Origin of the sequence: Streptococcus sp. 27098_8_70, assembly GCF_041432215.1 — a bacterium.
GTDB lineage: Bacteria > Bacillota > Bacilli > Lactobacillales > Streptococcaceae > Streptococcus > Streptococcus oralis_CP.
The window spans coordinates 98,103-114,957 of record NZ_JAPVZD010000004.1; the positions used below are offsets into that span (position 1 = coordinate 98,103).

At 42.9% G+C, this 16,855-nt stretch carries 17 protein-coding genes; 16 read left to right on the top strand and 1 reads right to left on the bottom strand.

What is annotated here, in order from left to right; genetic code table 11:
* Positions 1 to 19 precede the first annotated feature (19 nt).
* The 13 genes from O3655_RS07840 to O3655_RS07900 all read left to right on the top strand — a co-directional run bounded on the left by O3655_RS07840 (position 20) and on the right by O3655_RS07900 (position 13,629).
* Positions 20 to 1,480, top strand: coding sequence for a nicotinate phosphoribosyltransferase (locus tag O3655_RS07840; protein ID WP_308697186.1), 1,461 nt, complete (start codon positions 20 to 22; stop codon positions 1,478 to 1,480).
* Positions 1,477 to 2,301, top strand: a complete 825-nt coding sequence (gene nadE / locus O3655_RS07845) for an ammonia-dependent NAD(+) synthetase (protein WP_308697187.1) — start codon at positions 1,477 to 1,479, stop codon at positions 2,299 to 2,301. Before O3655_RS07840 ends, nadE begins: the two co-directional genes overlap by 4 nt.
* Before the next feature lie 155 nt (positions 2,302 to 2,456).
* Positions 2,457 to 3,008: a GNAT family N-acetyltransferase gene (locus tag O3655_RS07850; RefSeq protein ID WP_308697188.1), complete on the top strand. Its 552-nt coding sequence runs from the start codon at positions 2,457 to 2,459 to the stop codon at positions 3,006 to 3,008.
* A 162-nt stretch (positions 3,009 to 3,170) separates the two neighbouring features.
* On the top strand, positions 3,171 to 3,881 hold the full coding sequence (gene ccdA2 / locus O3655_RS07855; protein WP_042902076.1) for a thiol-disulfide oxidoreductase-associated membrane protein CcdA2: 711 nt from the start codon (positions 3,171 to 3,173) through the stop codon (positions 3,879 to 3,881).
* Positions 3,882 to 3,894: 13 nt separating this feature from the next.
* Complete coding sequence (locus tag O3655_RS07860; protein ID WP_042902077.1) at positions 3,895 to 4,458, top strand: redoxin family protein; 564 nt, start codon at positions 3,895 to 3,897, stop codon at positions 4,456 to 4,458.
* Between the two features lie 9 nt (positions 4,459 to 4,467).
* Positions 4,468 to 5,580, top strand: a complete 1,113-nt coding sequence (msrB, locus tag O3655_RS07865; RefSeq protein ID WP_308697189.1) for a peptide-methionine (R)-S-oxide reductase MsrB — start codon at positions 4,468 to 4,470, stop codon at positions 5,578 to 5,580.
* A 70-nt stretch (positions 5,581 to 5,650) separates the two neighbouring features.
* Positions 5,651 to 6,388 carry a response regulator transcription factor gene (locus O3655_RS07870; RefSeq protein ID WP_044020495.1) on the top strand — a complete coding sequence of 246 codons (738 nt, stop codon included), beginning with the start codon at positions 5,651 to 5,653 and terminating at the stop codon, positions 6,386 to 6,388.
* Entirely contained in the window at positions 6,385 to 8,076 is a 1,692-nt protein-coding gene (locus O3655_RS07875; RefSeq protein WP_308697190.1) for a sensor histidine kinase, read from the top strand. Before O3655_RS07870 ends, O3655_RS07875 begins: the two co-directional genes overlap by 4 nt.
* Before the next feature lie 109 nt (positions 8,077 to 8,185).
* Positions 8,186 to 8,749, top strand: a complete 564-nt coding sequence (locus tag O3655_RS07880; RefSeq protein ID WP_042902081.1) for a TIGR01440 family protein — start codon at positions 8,186 to 8,188, stop codon at positions 8,747 to 8,749.
* A 264-nt stretch (positions 8,750 to 9,013) separates the two neighbouring features.
* Positions 9,014 to 10,735 carry an aminodeoxychorismate synthase component I gene (gene pabB, locus O3655_RS07885; RefSeq protein ID WP_371641286.1) on the top strand — a complete coding sequence of 574 codons (1,722 nt, stop codon included), beginning with the start codon at positions 9,014 to 9,016 and terminating at the stop codon, positions 10,733 to 10,735.
* 95 nt (positions 10,736 to 10,830) lie between these two features.
* On the top strand, positions 10,831 to 11,631 hold the full coding sequence (locus tag O3655_RS07890; protein WP_371641287.1) for an excalibur calcium-binding domain-containing protein: 801 nt from the start codon (positions 10,831 to 10,833) through the stop codon (positions 11,629 to 11,631).
* A gap of 100 nt (positions 11,632 to 11,731) precedes the next feature.
* Positions 11,732 to 12,691, top strand: coding sequence for an ROK family glucokinase (locus tag O3655_RS07895; RefSeq protein ID WP_000078592.1), 960 nt, complete (start codon positions 11,732 to 11,734; stop codon positions 12,689 to 12,691).
* 98 nt (positions 12,692 to 12,789) lie between these two features.
* Positions 12,790 to 13,629: a thymidylate synthase gene (locus O3655_RS07900; RefSeq protein ID WP_038804397.1), complete on the top strand. Its 840-nt coding sequence runs from the start codon at positions 12,790 to 12,792 to the stop codon at positions 13,627 to 13,629.
* 196 nt (positions 13,630 to 13,825) lie between these two features.
* Here the strand turns inward: O3655_RS07900 and O3655_RS07905 are convergent, their stop codons facing one another.
* Entirely contained in the window at positions 13,826 to 13,996 is a 171-nt protein-coding gene (locus O3655_RS07905) for a DUF3042 family protein (protein WP_001051782.1), read from the bottom strand.
* 120 nt (positions 13,997 to 14,116) lie between these two features.
* On the opposite strand from O3655_RS07905, the gene miaA reads away from it, so the two are divergent.
* The 3 genes from miaA to O3655_RS07920 are packed head-to-tail and all read left to right on the top strand — an operon-like array spanning position 14,117 to position 16,848.
* Positions 14,117 to 15,001 carry a tRNA (adenosine(37)-N6)-dimethylallyltransferase MiaA gene (gene miaA / locus O3655_RS07910; RefSeq protein WP_308697193.1) on the top strand — a complete coding sequence of 295 codons (885 nt, stop codon included), beginning with the start codon at positions 14,117 to 14,119 and terminating at the stop codon, positions 14,999 to 15,001.
* The gene (hflX, locus tag O3655_RS07915; RefSeq protein WP_308697194.1) at positions 14,994 to 16,232 is read left to right on the top strand and encodes a GTPase HflX; all 1,239 of its coding nucleotides are present in this window, start codon (positions 14,994 to 14,996) and stop codon (positions 16,230 to 16,232) included. Before miaA ends, hflX begins: the two co-directional genes overlap by 8 nt.
* On the top strand, positions 16,225 to 16,848 hold the full coding sequence (locus tag O3655_RS07920; protein ID WP_000129699.1) for a hypothetical protein: 624 nt from the start codon (positions 16,225 to 16,227) through the stop codon (positions 16,846 to 16,848). Before hflX ends, O3655_RS07920 begins: the two co-directional genes overlap by 8 nt.
* The last annotated feature ends 7 nt before the right edge of the window (positions 16,849 to 16,855 follow it).

Below are 16,855 nucleotides of genomic sequence, written 5' to 3' on the forward strand. Positions count from 1 at the left end.
GTAGGAAGAAGGAAAACAGATGTATCCAGATGATAGTTTGACATTGCACACGGACTTGTACCAGATTAACATGATGCAAGTTTACTTTGACCAAGGAATTCACAATAAGAAGGCGGTTTTTGAGGTTTACTTCCGCCAGCAACCGTTTAATAACGGCTATGCGGTTTTTGCTGGCTTGGAAAGAATTGTACATTATCTTGAAGACTTACGCTTTTCAGATAGCGATATTGCCTACTTGGAGTCGCTTGGCTATCGTGGAGAATTCTTGGATTACCTACGAAATCTCAAGTTAGAACTAACGGTTCGTTCTGCTCAGGAAGGGGACTTGGTCTTTGCCAATGAACCGATTGTACAGGTTGAAGGCCCTCTTGCCCAATGTCAATTGGTCGAAACGGCTCTCTTAAACATCGTTAACTTTCAAACCTTGATAGCGACCAAGGCAGCACGTATTCGTTCAGTCATTGAAGATGAGCCTTTGATGGAATTCGGGACACGTCGTGCGCAAGAAATGGATGCGGCTATCTGGGGAACACGCGCAGCTGTGATTGGTGGCGCTAATGGAACCAGCAATGTGCGTGCCGGGAAGCTCTTTGGTATTCCAGTCTTGGGGACTCATGCCCATGCCTTGGTACAGGTTTATGGAAACGACTATGAAGCCTTCAAGGCCTATGCTTCAACCCATCGTGACTGTGTCTTTCTAGTAGATACTTATGATACGTTGCGTATCGGTGTGCCAGCTGCCATTCAGGTAGCGCGTGAGTTGGGTGATAAGATCAATTTTAAAGGCGTTCGTATCGACTCTGGGGATATTGCCTACATTTCCAAGAAAGTTCGCCAACAGTTAGATGAGGCTGGATATCCAGATGCCAAAATTTACGCTTCCAATGACCTCGATGAAAATACCATCCTTAACCTCAAAATGCAACACGCTAAGATTGACGTTTGGGGGGTGGGTACCAAGCTGATTACAGCCTATGACCAGCCAGCCCTTGGAGCGGTTTATAAGATTGTGGCTATCGAAGATGAAACTGGTAAGATGCGCAATACCATCAAGCTTTCAAGTAATGCTGAAAAAGTATCGACCCCAGGTAAGAAGCAGGTATGGCGCATTACCAGCCGTGAAAAAGGCAAGTCAGAAGGGGACTACATTACTTATGATGGTGTGGATGTGAGTGACATGACAGAAATCAAGATGTTCCATCCGACTTATACCTACATCAAAAAGACCGTTCGTAATTTTGATGCCGTTCCTCTCTTGGTGGATATTTTCAAAGAAGGAACATTAGTCTACAACCTGCCTAGTTTGACTGAGATTCAGGATTATGCCCGTAAGGAATTTGACAAGCTATGGGATGAATACAAGCGCGTGCTCAATCCGCAACATTACCCAGTAGATTTGGCCCGTGATATTTGGCAAGATAAGATGGACTTGATTGATAAGATGCGCAAAGAAGCCCTTGGTGAAGGAGAAGAAGAATGAGTTTGCAAGAGACCATTATCCAGCAACTGGGCGTCAAACCAGTGATTGATGCCCAGGAAGAAATTCGTCGTTCGATTGACTTCTTAAAAAGATACTTAAAAAAACACCCCTTCCTTAAAACCTTTGTACTAGGGATTTCTGGAGGACAAGACTCAACCTTGGCAGGGCGCTTGGCGCAATTAGCTATGGAAGAAATGCGAGCAGAGACAGGAGATGACAGCTACCAATTTATTGCTGTCCGCCTGCCATATGGCGTGCAAGCAGATGAGGCAGATGCTCAAAAAGCTCTTGCTTTCATCCAGCCAGATGTCAGTCTAGTTGTAAATATCAAGGAATCAGCTGATGCTATGACAGCAGCAGTTGAAGCGACAGGAAGTCCTGTTTCAGACTTCAACAAGGGCAATATTAAGGCTCGTAGTCGTATGATTGCCCAATATGCCCTTGCGGGTGCCCATAGCGGAGCCGTCATTGGAACAGACCATGCTGCGGAAAATATCACAGGCTTTTTTACAAAGTTTGGTGACGGTGGTGCAGATATTCTCCCTCTTTACCGCCTCAATAAACGCCAAGGGAAACAACTCTTGAAGGAACTTGGTGCAGACCCAGCCCTTTATGAAAAGATCCCAACAGCAGATTTGGAAGAAGACAAACCTGGACTTGCAGACGAAGTAGCCTTGGGAGTCACTTACAATGAAATTGATGACTACCTTGAAGGCAAAACCATCAGTCCAGAAGCCCAAGCGACTATTGAAAACTGGTGGCACAAAGGCCAACACAAACGCCACTTACCAATCACAATTTTTGATGACTTTTGGGAGTAAAAACCTCCAGTGGAGGTTTTTACCCTGAGCCTAGAAATGAGAAAGCGAAGAAGGTCCGGGGAACCTTTTTATCCCGAGTCTAGAAATGGGAAAACGAGGAATGTCCAGAGGACCTTTTTAGCTTGAGCCTTAAGCTTAGAAAGCGAGGTAACATTATGAAAGCAATCGGTACGCAAATGTTACAGACTGAACGTTTAATCTTGAGAAGATTTGTGGAGAGTGATGCGGAAGCCATGTTTCAAAATTGGGCTTCGTCTCCTGAGAATCTGACCTATGTCACCTGGGATCCCCATCCTGATGTTGAAGTGACTCGGAACTCGATTCGAAATTGGGTTGCTTCTTATGTCAATCCCAACTACTATAAATGGGCCATTTGTCTCAAAGAAAACCCTGAGCAAGTGATAGGCGATATCAGCATCGTTGAGATGAATGAGAAAGATTCAAGTTGTGAAATTGGCTATATTTTAGGAAAAAACTATTGGGGTCGTGGTATGATGACGGAGGCCTTGAAAGCTGTCTTAGACTTTTGTTTTACTCAAGCAGGTTTTCAAAAGGTCAGAGCTCGTTACGCCAGTCTTAACCCAGCTTCAGGCCGTGTGATGGAGAAGGCTGGAATGTCCTATCTAAAAACTATTGCCAATGGTGTGGATAGAAAAGACTACGTTGCGGACCTTATTTATTACCAGATAAGTAGGGAAGACAGGTGATTTCTTTTCTATTTCTATCAAAGTCAGATCTTGTCTGGCTTTTTTTGTGCCAGATTTCTGAATAAACTGATTAAATTCCTATTTTTCCCTATCATTGTCCCTGTTTTTTCTGGAGTTTTGGAGCTATAATAGACCTATCAAATCAAAGAATGGAGGAAGGCAATGGACAATGTAATCTTTTTTATCAGTGTTTTTCTTGCTGGAATTCTTTCCTTCTTTTCTCCTTGTATTTTACCCTTGTTGCCAGTCTATGCAGGGGTCTTGTTGGATGATAAGAATGATGCTCAGACTTCTAGCGGAAAATTTTCAATCTCACTTGTTAGTTTAGTGCGAACTTTGGCCTTTATAGCGGGGATTTCTTTTATCTTTATCTTACTGGGCTATGGAGCTGGTTTTTTAGGCAATTTGCTGTATGCTTCCTGGTTTCAGTATGTGACGGGTGCGGTTATCATTCTTTTGGGCTTACACCAGATGGAAGTTTTACATTTGCAGGGGCTCTACAAGGAAAAAAGGCTACAATTAAAGAGACAGGGTCAAAACGCTAACGGCTATAGTCAGGCATTTTTACTGGGGTTGACCTTTAGTTTTGCTTGGACGCCATGTGTAGGGCCGGTTCTGGGGTCTGTTTTGGCCTTAGCGGCTTCAGGTGGCTCAGGTGCTTGGCAGGGAGCTGGTCTCATGTTGGTTTACACGCTGGGATTGGCGCTACCATTTTTGGTTCTAGCTCTTGCTTCCAGTTATGTTTTAAAACATTTCCGAAAACTGCATCCCTACCTCGGAACCCTCAAAAAAGTGGGTGGTTTCCTCATTATCGTGATGGGAATCTTGGTGCTTTTTGGAAATGCTTCTATTTTGACAAGATTATTTGAATAGAGAGGAAAAAGAAATGAAAAAATGGCAAACATGTCTCCTTGGAGTAGGCTCCATCTGTTGCTTGGCAGCCTGTTCGGCTAAAAATATGTCAGACGAAGCTACTATGAAGGAGCAAACCAAAACAGAACAAGTCGGTGCGCAAACGGCGACTAAAGGTCAGGCAGTCGCTGATTTTGAACTAACAGGAGTAGATGGTAAGACCTATCGTTTATCTGACTACAAAGGCAAGAAAGTCTATCTTAAATTCTGGGCTTCTTGGTGTTCTATCTGTTTAGCTAGTCTTCCAGATACGGATGAAATTGCTAAGGATGCAGGTGATGACTACGTGGTCTTGACAGTGGTGTCTCCTGGTCACAAGGGAGAACAAGCGGAAGCAGACTTTAAGAACTGGTACAAGGGATTAGATTATAAAAATTTACCGGTTTTAATTGATCCGTCAGGCAAACTTTTGGAAAGTTATGGTGTTCGTTCTTACCCTACTCAAGCCTTTATAGACAAGGAAGGCAAGCTGGTCAAAACGCAACCAGGTTTTATGGATAAGGATATGATTTTAAAAACATTAAAGGAAATGGGGTAGAGAAAGGCTATGAATGATAAAGTAAAATTGTTTGTCTTGGCAGGGGTCATTCTCCTAGCCATAACCGGTTTCTATTTTCTATTGATGCGAAATGCAGGGCAGACAGATAGCTCGCAAATTGAGAAAGCATCAGTTAGCCAAGGAGGAAAAACAGTGAAAAAAACAGAAGTGAGTAAAGACGCAGACTTGCACGAAATTTATTTAGCTGGGGGATGTTTCTGGGGAGTGGAGGAATACTTCTCACGCGTGCCTGGAGTGACAGATGCCGTTTCAGGCTATGCAAATGGTAGAGGGGAAACAACCAAGTACGAATTGATTAACCAAACAGGTCATGCGGAAACCGTCCATGTCACCTATGATGCTAATCAAATTTCTCTTAAAGAAATCCTGCTTCATTACTTCCGCATTATCAATCCAACCAGCAAAAATAAACAAGGAAATGATGTGGGGACCCAGTATCGTACTGGTGTCTATTACACAGATGACAAGGATTTGGAAGTAATCAACCAAGTCTTTGATGAGGTGGCTAAGAAATACGATCAACCTCTGGCAGTTGAAAAGGAAAACTTGAAGAATTTTGTGGTGGCTGAGGACTATCACCAAGACTACCTCAAGAAAAATCCAAATGGCTACTGTCATATCAATGTCAATCAGGCTACCTATCCCGTCATTGATGCCAGCAAATATCCTAAACCAAGTGATGAGGAATTGAAGAAGACCTTGTCACCTGAGGAGTATGCAGTTACCCAGAAAAATCAAACAGAACGAGCTTTTTCAAACCGCTACTGGGATAAATTTGAATCTGGTATCTATGTGGATGTGGCAACTGGCGAACCTCTCTTTTCATCAAAGGACAAGTTTGAGTCTGGTTGTGGATGGCCTAGTTTCACCCAACCCATCAGCCCAGATGTTGCTACCTACAAGGAAGATAAGTCCTACAATATGACGCGCATGGAAGTGCGGAGCCGAGTTGGAGATTCTCACCTTGGCCATGTCTTTACGGATGGACCAGAGGACAAGGGGGGCTTGCGCTACTGTATCAATAGTCTTTCTATCCGATTTATTCCCAAAGACCAAATGGAAGAAAAAGGCTATGCCTATTTACTAGATTATGTCGATTAAGAAGTCTTTCCTAAGCAGTTAGAGGAGAATTTTGCTATACTGATACTAGTAAGTGACAAAGGAGCAGAGCATGACCTACACAATCTTAATCGTAGAAGATGAGTATCTGGTAAGGCAAGGCTTGACCAAGCTGGTCAATGTAGCGGCCTACGATATGGAAATCATCGGTCAGGCTGAAAATGGAAGGCAGGCTTGGGACTTAATTCAAAAGCAGGTGCCAGATATCATTTTAACCGATATCAACATGCCTCAGCTAAATGGCATCCAGTTGGCCAGTCTGGTACGAGAAACCTATCCACAAGTGCATTTGGTATTTTTAACGGGTTACGATGATTTTGATTATGCCTTGTCTGCTGTTAAACTCGGTGTAGATGACTACCTGCTCAAGCCCTTTTCTCGTCAGGATATTGAGGAAATGTTGGGGAAAATCAAGCAAAAACTAGACAAGGAAGAAAAGGAAGAGCAGTTACAAGATTTATTGACTGATAAGTTTGAGGGAAATATTGCTCAGAAGATCCAGTCTCATCTGGCTGATAGTCAGTTTAGTTTGAAGTCTTTGGCCAGTGACTTGGGCTTTAGTCCGACTTATTTGAGTTCCTTGATTAAGAAAGAGTTGGGGCTGCCTTTTCAGGATTACCTGGTGAGAGAGCGTGTCAAACAAGCCAAGCTCTTGCTTCTGACCACGGATTTAAAGATTTATGAGATAGCCGAAAAGGTTGGTTTTGAAGATATGAACTATTTTACCCAACGTTTTAAACAGATTGCAGGTGTGACACCTCGTCAGTTTAAGAAGGGAGAAGACCGATGAAGCGTTCTTCTCTCTTAGTCAGAATGGTTATTTCCATCTTTCTGGTCTTTCTCATTCTCCTAGCTCTGGTTGGGACTTTCTATTATCAATCGAGTTCATCAGCTATTGAGGCTACTATCGAGGGCAATAGCCAAACGACCATTAGCCAAACTAGCCACTTTATTCAGTCTTATATCAAGAAATTAGAAACCACCTCTACCAGTTTGACCCAGCAGAAGGATGTGTTGGCCTATGCTGAGAATCCTAACCAAGTCCAAGCCAAGGGAATCAGAGATCTGTTTTTGACCATCTTAAAGGCTGACCAGGACTTGAAAACGGTGGTTTTGGTAACCAAGTCTGGTCAGGTCATTTCCACTGATGACAGTGTGCAGATGAAAACTTCCTCAGATATGATGGCTGAGGATTGGTACCAAAAGGCCATTCATCAGGGAGCTAAGCCAGTTTTGACCCCAGCTCGTAAATCGGATAGTCAGTGGGTTATTTCTGTCACTCAGGAACTTGTTGATGCAAAGGGAGCAAATCTTGGTGTGCTTCGTTTGGATATTTCCTATGAAACTCTGGAAGCCTATCTAAATCAACTTCAGTTAGGTCAGCAGGGTTTTGCCTTTATCATCAATGAAAATCATGAATTTGTCTACCATCCTCAACACACAGTTTATAGTTCATCTAGCGAAATGGAGGCTATGAAACCCTACATCGAGACGGGGCAGGGCTATACGCTGGACCACCAATCCTATGTGAGTCAGGAAAAGATTGCAGGAACTGATTGGACGGTTATAGGCGTGTCTTCACTGGAGAAGTTAGACCAGGTTCGGAGTCAACTCATGTGGACCTTGTTTGCTGCTAGTGCCTTATCTCTTCTTGCCTGTCTCTGTTTGGTGTGGTTCAGCCTCAAACGCTGGATTGCCCCTTTGAAGGATTTGAGAGAAACCATGCTGAAAATTGCTTCTGGTACACAAAATCTGCGTGCTAAGGAAGCTGGCGCCTATGAACTGAGAGAAGTGACTCGGCAGTTTAATGCCATGTTGGATCAGATTGATCAGCTGATGGTAGCTATTCGCAGACAGGAAGAAACGACCAGGCAGTATGAACTTCAAGCCTTGTCAAGTCAGATCAATCCGCATTTTCTCTATAATACTTTGGACACTATCATCTGGATGGCTGAATTTCAGGATAGTCAGCGAGTGGTTCAGGTGACTAAGTCCTTGGCAACCTATTTCCGCTTGGCGCTCAATCAAGGAAAGGACTTGATTTGCCTGTCTGATGAAATCAATCATGTGCGCCAGTACCTCTTTATCCAAAAACAACGTTATGGGGATAAGCTGGAGTATGAAATTGCTGAAGATCCTGCCTTTGATAATTTAGTCTTGCCTAAACTGGTGTTGCAACCTCTTGTAGAAAATGCTCTTTACCATGGCATCAAGGAGAAAGATGGACAGGGACATATTAAAGTTTCCGTCCAGAAAAAGGATACAGGGCTTGTCATCCGCATTGAGGATGATGGTGTTGGTTTTCAAAATCCTGGCGATAGCAGTCAAAGTCAGCTCAAACGTGGGGGAGTTGGTCTTCAAAATGTCGACCAACGACTCAAACTTCATTTTGGAGAAAACTATCAGATGAAGATCAATTCTGCACCCGAAAAAGGGACGATAGTTGAAATATGCATTAATAAAATAGTAATTAGCTAACTCCCAGTCTATTCTGGGAGTTTTGCTTTTAAAAATCAGAATGACTTGTTGGCCTTGATAAAATCAGTAAAAAAAGATATGATAGATAGTGACAAAAGAGGTATCAAGTATGAAGGAAAAAGACATTCAAAGAGCAACAAGCCAGATTGTAGAAGATGTAATAGACAAGGCTAATTTGAAGCAAGGAGCCATCTTTGTTTTGGGTCTTTCTTCTAGTGAGGTGATAGGTGGTCAGATTGGCAAGGAATCCAGTCAAGAAATTGGGGAAGTCATTGTGAAGACCATTCTAGATATCCTAGAGAAAAAAGGAATTCATCTAGCTGTTCAAGGTTGTGAACATGTCAATCGAGCCCTCGTCGTTGAACGTCAGGTGGCAGAGCAGTTTGGTCTTGAAATCGTCAGTGTCCTTCCTACACTTCATGCAGGAGGTTCGGGTCAGTTGGCAGCCTTCAAGTTTATGCAGGATCCAGTTGAGGTTGAATTTATCAAGGCCCATGCTGGATTGGATATCGGAGATACTGCGATTGGCATGCATGTTAAGCATGTTCAAGTACCAATTCGCCCTGTACTGCGTGAAATTGGGCATGCCCATGTAACGGCTCTTGCAAGTCGTCCCAAACTAATCGGAGGTGCGCGTGCACAGTATCCTGAAGACTTCATAAGAAAGTCATAAAATCATTCTATAGTAACAGAAGAAAAGCAAAAGACAGAGGAAAAATGGTATAGATACCATGACTTCCTCTGTTCTTTTTTGTTGAATTTTTGTGTAAAGTACTCCAAATAAGACCATTTTTTTACAAGAAGAAGGGGTGCTTTCTGATGGAGAATTGCCAAAAAGTAGAAAAAGTATGGTAGAGAAGATTTTTCGTTATAGAAATCAGTAAACAAAGCTGGATTTAGCTGTTCTAGGTTGGCTTTTTTGTGCTATACTTAAGATATGCATAGAAAAACAGTGATTGATTTTAGGGCTTTGGGGGAGAGATACACCTTTACCCAGCCGATCAGAGAGTTAAAAACGAGAGATTTATCAGAAGTGGCAAATTTGCTGGCACAAGTGGAAAGCTACCAAGTGCAAGGCTATTATGTGGTGGGCTATGTCAGTTACGAGGCTGCACCTGCATTTGAGGAGAAATTAGCAGTTCATAAAGCTCCTTTACTGGCAGAGTATCTGCTATATTTTACCGTTCACGATAGGGTGGAAACATCCCCTATTCCTCTGACTTATGAAGATGTAGCTTTGCCTTCAAAGTGGCAGGAGCTAACATCTGCAGAGAACTATGAAAAGGCTATTGCCCAGATTCACCATCATTTGCGTCAGGGGGATACCTACCAGGTCAACTACACTGTCCAACTCAAGCAAGATTTAAGTGCCAATCCTTTTGCTATTTACAATCGTATGGTGGTAGAGCAGGAGGCGGGCTACAATGCCTATGTTGAACATGATGAGATGGCAGTGATTTCCATGAGCCCAGAGCTCTTTTTTGAGCAAAATGACCGTGAGTTGACAACGCGACCAATGAAGGGAACGACCCAGCGCGGGTTGACCGACCAAGAAGACCTTGCCCAAGCTAGCTGGCTAGAACAGGATCCCAAAAATCGCTCTGAAAATATGATGATTGTGGACCTCTTGCGCAACGATATGAACCGTATTTCTGAGGTGGGGAGTGAGCATGTAGAACGTCTGTGTCAAGTGGAACAGTATTCAACTGTTTGGCAGATGACTTCAACCATTAAGAGTCAGTTGCGAGAGGATGTGGACCTAGTTGAAATCTTCCGTTCGCTCTTTCCATGCGGTTCCATAACGGGAGCACCGAAAATTGCGACCATGGAAATCATCAAGAACTTGGAGCCCCAACCCAGAGGAGTCTACTGCGGAACGATTGGTCTCTTGCTTCCAAATGGACGACGGATTTTCAATGTCGCCATTCGGACCATTCAACTGCATCAAGGAAAAGCCATCTATGGAGTTGGCGGAGGTATTACATGGGATAGTACTTGGGAATCTGAATACCGTGAAGTTCATCAAAAGGCGGCTGTTCTCTATCGTAAACAAGCTCGTTTCAAACTGATTTCAACTGGGAAAATCAGCCAAAAACAATTGCAGTTTGAAGATCAACATCTGGAAAGACTGACAAAGGCGAGCCGTTATTTTGCCTATCCTCTTGATCCAAAAAAACTGAGACAAAAGATAGAGGAAGAGTGCCAAGTTTGTGATGTTAATCAAGACTACCGTTTGCGAATTGGTCTCAGCAAATCTGGAGAGATAGAACTCAGTCGCCAAATCTTAGCACCTCTCAGTCCAAGTTTCTGCAAAGCCAGACTTTGTCTGCAAGAAGCAGATTTGAATCAATCATTTACCTACTTCAAAACCACTCACAGACCGCACTTGAGCTTAGGGGAACAGGAAATCATTTACCATAATGTGGTAGGAGAGCTATTAGAAACCTCTATTGGAAATCTGGTCTTAAAAATTAATGGTAAGCTCTACACACCGCCTATCAGTCTAGGGATTTTGCCAGGAATTTACCGCCAGCATTTGCTGGAAAGAGGACAGGTAGAGGAAAAAGTTCTGACTTTGGCAGACTTGAACCAAGCAGAAGCTATCTATGGCTGTAACGCAGTCAGAGGTTTGTATGAGTTGGAAGTGAATTCTAAATAAACTTTATAAATCAAAAAATATAATGTATATATTGAATTGTTGAATTAAGTTTGATAAAATAAAAAGAAAACGATGTCATTTTATAGGAGGAAATGATGAAAAAAACAATTTTGCTGAAAGTGATTCTTACTGTTTTTCCAATTTTAGGTTTGTTTGCTCAACCGGTTAGTGCAGAAGAAAATATTCATTTTTCTAGTTGTAAAGAAGCATGGGAAAATGGTTATTCTGATATCCATAGAGGAGAGCCTGGATATTCTTCAAGACTAGACAAAGATGGTGATGGGATAGCTTGTGAACGTGCAAATGCACCTCGGGGAGTCTTTAAACCACGCCAGTCTAGTCCACAGAATAGAGTTTCTTCTAGTGGATGGGTTAAGCAGGATAGATATTGGTATTATTATTCTGACAATGGTAATCTAGTAAACAATTCTTGGAAAGGAGATTACTATCTCAAATCAGATGGAACAATGGCTCAGAGTGAGTGGATATATGACTCATATTACAAGGGATGGTATTATCTCAAATCGGATGGTTCGTATGCACGAAACACATGGATAGGAAGTTACTACCTTAAAGCAAACGGAAAGATGGCTCAAAGTGAATGGATTTATGATTCATCATACCAAGCTTGGTATTATTTGAAATCAGATGGATCCTATGCCCAAAATGCTTGGCAAGGCGCTTTTTATCTCAAAGCGAACGGTAAAATGGCACAAGGTGAGTGGATATATGACTCTTCTTATCAATCTTGGTACTACTTGAAATCAGATGGTTCATACGCTCGTAATACTTGGCAAGGAAATTACTATTTGAAATCAGATGGTAAAATGGCAAAGAATGAGCGAGTTGATGGTGGCAGATACTACGTAGATGGTTCTGGTCTTTGGAAACCATAAATCAGAATAATTTCTAGGAAGTTAATGCAAACCTTTGCACAAAATGGACGATTTTGTTATACTATATCTGTAAGCATTTTCAATTAAAAAGGAGAAGACGATGAGTCAAAAGATTATTGGGATTGACCTTGGTGGTACATCTGTCAAGTTCGCAATTTTAACTCAAGAGGGAGAAATCCAAGAAAAATGGTCTATCAAGACCAACATTTTGGATGAAGGAAGCCATATTGTAGATGATATGATTGAGTCTATTCAGCATCGTTTGGACTTGCTTGGATTGTCAGCCACAGACTTCCGAGGGATTGGGATGGGATCACCTGGTGTGGTTGACCGTGAAAAAGGAACTGTTATCGGTGCCTACAACCTAAACTGGAAAACCCTTCAACCGATTAAAGAAAAGATTGAAAAAGCCTTGGGGATTCCATTCTTTATCGATAATGATGCCAACGTAGCTGCTCTTGGTGAGCGTTGGATGGGTGCTGGTGAAAACCAACCAGACGTTGTCTTTATGACACTTGGTACAGGTGTTGGTGGCGGTATCGTGGCTGAAGGCAAATTGCTCCACGGTGTTGCTGGTGCTGCTGGTGAGCTTGGTCATATCACTGTTGACTTTGACCAACCAATCGCATGTACCTGTGGTAAAAAAGGCTGTCTTGAGACAGTTGCTTCCGCAACAGGGATTGTCAACTTGACTCGTCGTTATGCAGATGAATACGAAGGCGATGCAGCCTTGAAACGCTTGATTGATGACGGTGAAGAAGTAACTGCTAAAACTGTCTTTGACCTTGCAAAAGAAGGGGATGACCTTGCCTTGATCGTTTACCGAAACTTCTCACGTTACTTGGGAATCGCTTGTGCTAATATCGGCTCAATCCTAAACCCATCAACAATCGTTATCGGTGGTGGGGTGTCAGCAGCTGGAGAATTCCTTCTCCAAGGTGTTCAAAAAGTCTACGATGAAAATACCTTCCCACAAGTACGCACAACAACTAAACTAGCTCTTGCAACTCTAGGAAATGACGCTGGAGTTATCGGAGCAGCATCACTTGTATTGCAATAAGATCATAAAAGGAGAAAAACACTACTTTAAAGCCAGTGATTTTCCTCCTTTCTTTTTTTATGCTATACTAGTTAGGACAATAAATGAGGTGAGAGTAAATGACAAAAGCAGATACGATTTTTAAAGAAAATATTGAACGAATCCTCAAAAACGGTGTCTTTTCTGAGCAGGCTCGTCCCAAGTACAAGGATGGGACTGTTGCCAACTCCAAGTACGTAACGGGTGCCTTTGCGGAGTATGATTTGTCTAAAGGGGAATTCCCCATCACGACCTTGCGTCCCATTGCGATCAAATCTGCCATCAAGGAAGTGCTCTGGATTTACCAAGACCAGTCTAATAGCCTAGAAGTGCTTAATAACAAGTACAATGTTCACTACTGGAATGACTGGGAAGTGGGAGAAACGGGGACCATCGGTGAGCGCTATGGGGCAGTTGTTAAGAAACACGATATCATCAACAAGATTCTCAAGCAGTTAGAAGCCAACCCTTGGAACCGCCGCAATATCATCTCGCTCTGGGATTACCAAGCTTTTGAGGAGACAGATGGTCTTCTTCCATGCGCCTTTCAGACCATGTTTGATGTCCGTCGGGTTGATGGGGAAATCTATCTGGATGCGACTTTGACCCAGCGTTCGAATGACATGCTGGTGGCTCACCACATTAACGCTATGCAGTACGTAGCTCTTCAAATGATGATTGCTAAACACTTTGGCTGGAAGGTTGGGAAGTTTTTCTATTTTATCAACAACCTTCATATCTACGATAATCAATTTGAACAAGCTCAGGAATTGCTTCGTCGTGAGCCGTCAAACTGCCAACCACGCTTGGTTTTAAATGTTCCTGATGGGACCAATTTCTTTGATATCAAAGCGGAGGACTTTGAGTTAGTTGACTATGATCCGGTTAAGCCACAACTGAAGTTTGATTTGGCTATTTAATACTCTTCGAAAATCTCTTCAAACCACGTCAGCGTCGCATTACCGTAGGTATGGTGACTGACTTCGTCAGTTCTATCCACAACCTCAAAGCAGTGCTTTGAGCAACCTGCGGCTAGCTTCCTAGTTTGCTCTTTGATTTTCATTGACTATAAAAGAAAATAAAAAGAAGTTGAGATTTCTCAACTTCTTTTGTTGCTTAATGTGATACGCGACGGCGAGCTGCTTTTTTACGGTTTTCTTCGATGAAAGCTGCTTTTTGCTCTTCTGGCTCAATCACTTTCTTTTTAATTGCGTATACTGCACCTGCAACGGCAGCGACAGTTCCTGCGACACCTGTTACAAGACCTTTAGCGAATCCTTTAGCCATGAGTCTTCCTCCTTTATCTTTCCGATCAGCCAGGCTCCTTAAGTGGTAGCATTTTTCTGACTTAACTTTTTGTGATATAATAATAGTAACGAAAAAATGGAAATTTTTCAAGGAAAAAAGATGAAAACAAAAATAATTGTGATTGTTGGACCGACTGCTGTTGGGAAAACAGCCCTTGCTATTGAAGTAGCTAAGCGCTTTGGTGGAGAGGTGGTCAGCGGTGACAGTCAGCAAGTATACAGAAGGCTAGATATTGGGACGGCCAAGGCTAGCCCAGAGGAGCAAGCAGCTGTTCCTCATCATTTGATTGATGTCAGAGAGGTGACCGAGTCTTACTCGGCTTTTGATTTTGTTTCAGAAGCTAAGAAGGCTATTGAGAATATTCATAACCGTGGTAAGCTTGCTATTATCGCGGGTGGTACAGGGCTTTATATCCAGAGCTTGCTGGAAGGATACCATCTAGGTGGAGAAACACCTCATGAGGAGATTTTAGCTTATCGGGCTAGCTTGGAGCCTTATTCAGATGAGGAATTAGCCCATCTCGTGGAGCAAGCAGGTCTTGCAATTCCCCAGTTTAACCGTCGTCGTGCTATGCGTGCCTTGGAGATTGCCCATTTTGGTCAGGATTTGGAAAATCAAGAGACTTTGTATGAACCTCTGATTATCTGCTTAGATGATGAGCGTAGTCAGCTTTATGAACGTATCAACAACCGAGTGGATCTAATGTTTGAGGCTGGGCTTTTGGATGAGGCCAAGTGGCTTTTTGACCATTACCCTGATGCGCAGGCAGCCAAAGGAATTGGCTACAAGGAACTATTTCCATATTTCCGTGGGGAGCAGACTTTAGAGGAAGCTAGTGAGAGTCTCAAACAGGCTACCCGTCGTTTTGCCAAGCGTCAGTTGACCTGGTTCCGTAATCGCATGCAGGTGACCTTTTATCAGATAGGAGAGTCTGGCGTGAAGGAGCGTATTCTAAGCCAGATTGAGGAGTTTTTAAATGATTGAAACGGAGAAAAAAGAAGAACGGGTCCTGCTAATTGGTGTTGAACTGCAGGGCATGGATAATTTTGACCTGTCCATGGAAGAGTTGGCCAGTCTGGCTAAGACTGCTGGAGCAGTCGTTGTAGATAGCTACAGGCAAAAACGTGAAAAGTATGACTCCAAGACTTTTGTCGGATCTGGTAAGTTGGAAGAAATTGTGCTCATGGTGGATGCTGAGGAAATTACTACTGTCATTGTCAACAACCGTCTGACACCACGGCAAAATGTCAATCTAGAGGAAGTTCTGGGTGTCAAGGTCATTGACCGTATGCAGTTGATTTTGGATATCTTTGCTATGCGGGCTCGAAGCCATGAAGGGAAACTCCAAGTCCACCTAGCCCAGCTCAAATATCTCTTGCCTCGCTTGGTTGGTCAAGGAATCATGCTCAGCCGTCAGGCAGGGGGAATTGGTTCCCGTGGTCCAGGTGAGAGTCAGTTGGAACTGAACCGTCGTAGTGTTCGCAATCAAATCACAGATATCGAACGCCAGCTCAAGGTGGTAGAGAAAAATCGGGCGACAGTCAGAGAAAAACGCTTGGAGTCAAGCACCTTTAAGATTGGTTTGATTGGTTACACCAATGCTGGGAAATCAACCATCATGAACACCTTGACCAGTAAGACCCAGTATGAAGCAGACGAGCTCTTTGCGACTCTAGATGCGACGACTAAGAGTATCCATCTTGGGGGCAATCTTCAGGTGACTTTGACTGATACCGTTGGATTTATCCAGGATTTGCCAACAGAGTTGGTGTCCAGTTTCAAGTCAACCTTGGAAGAAAGCAAGCATGTAGATCTCCTGGTCCATGTCATCGATGCTAGCAATCCCTACCATGAGGAACATGAAAAAACAGTCCTCTCTATCATGAAAGACTTGGACATGGAGGATATTCCTCGCTTGACCCTTTATAATAAAGCGGATTTGCTGGAGGATTTCACGCCTACTCAAACGCCGTATGCCCTCATTTCTGCCAAGTCTGAGGATAGTCGTGAGCAGTTGCAAGCATTGTTTTTGGAGAAGATCAAGGATATTTTTGAAGTCTTTACCCTGCGCGTGCCTTTTTCTAAGTCCTACAAGATTCATGATTTAGAAAGTGTGGCGATTCTTGAAGAGCGGGACTACCAAGATGATGGAGAAGTGATTACAGGCTACATTTCCGAGAAAAACAAATGGAGGTTAGAGGAATTTTATGACTGATATTAAAACCTTGGCTCTAAAGTATGGGGGTTATACAAGTTTGGATAAGGTCTATCTGGATCAACTTCTAGCTGGCAAAACAGAGCAAGAGCAGTTGGCTCTCATCACACCTCCTCCGAGTGTAGTCAATGCCTACTTTGCTGAACTCTACCAGAAAAAGAGTCCTGAAGCTGCGACGGATTATTTTTTAGAAGTCAGTCATGAACTGAATCTCTACAATGCTGATCCAAGTTTCACCTTTGAAAATAAGCCTTTTATTCGTCTTAATTTATCTGGCAAATCTTTTGGATTTTGCTATGAGAGTGAGGGCTTGGGGCGAATTTTCTCTGAAAATGAAGAGGAAATCTCGGATGACTTACTTTTTGAGATTGCGCAAATTTTCCCCCATCAACTAGTCTTTGAGGAGTCTGGAAAGATTTACATGAAGCCTGTCGGAGATGAAGAAGTTGTTAGTGTGAAGAATCTCACAGCTTTGACTGATTTAGAAAGTTTAGCAGATGGTCGCAAGCGTCTCAAAGGCTACAGCCAAGAGGATTTACTGCAAGAAGCTGTTGCTTTTTCTGGCAGTCGCTATTTCCGATCGGAAAATCGCACAGCTATGTTATATATTGATTAATTAGAAA

What these genes read in the sequence shown, in the direction of transcription:
- O3655_RS07920 (WP_000129699.1), top strand. Translation starts at nt 16,225, where the DNA reads ATGACTGATATTAAAACCTTGGCTCTAAAGTATGGGGGTTATACAAGT.
- miaA (WP_308697193.1), top strand. Translation starts at nt 14,117, where the DNA reads ATGAAAACAAAAATAATTGTGATTGTTGGACCGACTGCTGTTGGGAAA.
- O3655_RS07890 (WP_371641287.1), top strand. Translation starts at nt 10,831, where the DNA reads ATGAAAAAAACAATTTTGCTGAAAGTGATTCTTACTGTTTTTCCAATT.
- O3655_RS07850 (WP_308697188.1), top strand. Translation starts at nt 2,457, where the DNA reads ATGAAAGCAATCGGTACGCAAATGTTACAGACTGAACGTTTAATCTTG.
- O3655_RS07905 (WP_001051782.1), bottom strand. Translation starts at nt 13,996, where the DNA reads ATGGCTAAAGGATTCGCTAAAGGTCTTGTAACAGGTGTCGCAGGAACT.
- O3655_RS07840 (WP_308697186.1), top strand. Translation starts at nt 20, where the DNA reads ATGTATCCAGATGATAGTTTGACATTGCACACGGACTTGTACCAGATT.
- ccdA2 (WP_042902076.1), top strand. Translation starts at nt 3,171, where the DNA reads ATGGACAATGTAATCTTTTTTATCAGTGTTTTTCTTGCTGGAATTCTT.
- pabB (WP_371641286.1), top strand. Translation starts at nt 9,014, where the DNA reads ATGCATAGAAAAACAGTGATTGATTTTAGGGCTTTGGGGGAGAGATAC.
- O3655_RS07900 (WP_038804397.1), top strand. Translation starts at nt 12,790, where the DNA reads ATGACAAAAGCAGATACGATTTTTAAAGAAAATATTGAACGAATCCTC.
- O3655_RS07880 (WP_042902081.1), top strand. Translation starts at nt 8,186, where the DNA reads ATGAAGGAAAAAGACATTCAAAGAGCAACAAGCCAGATTGTAGAAGAT.
- nadE (WP_308697187.1), top strand. Translation starts at nt 1,477, where the DNA reads ATGAGTTTGCAAGAGACCATTATCCAGCAACTGGGCGTCAAACCAGTG.
- O3655_RS07895 (WP_000078592.1), top strand. Translation starts at nt 11,732, where the DNA reads ATGAGTCAAAAGATTATTGGGATTGACCTTGGTGGTACATCTGTCAAG.
- msrB (WP_308697189.1), top strand. Translation starts at nt 4,468, where the DNA reads ATGAATGATAAAGTAAAATTGTTTGTCTTGGCAGGGGTCATTCTCCTA.
- O3655_RS07875 (WP_308697190.1), top strand. Translation starts at nt 6,385, where the DNA reads ATGAAGCGTTCTTCTCTCTTAGTCAGAATGGTTATTTCCATCTTTCTG.
- O3655_RS07860 (WP_042902077.1), top strand. Translation starts at nt 3,895, where the DNA reads ATGAAAAAATGGCAAACATGTCTCCTTGGAGTAGGCTCCATCTGTTGC.
- hflX (WP_308697194.1), top strand. Translation starts at nt 14,994, where the DNA reads ATGATTGAAACGGAGAAAAAAGAAGAACGGGTCCTGCTAATTGGTGTT.
- O3655_RS07870 (WP_044020495.1), top strand. Translation starts at nt 5,651, where the DNA reads ATGACCTACACAATCTTAATCGTAGAAGATGAGTATCTGGTAAGGCAA.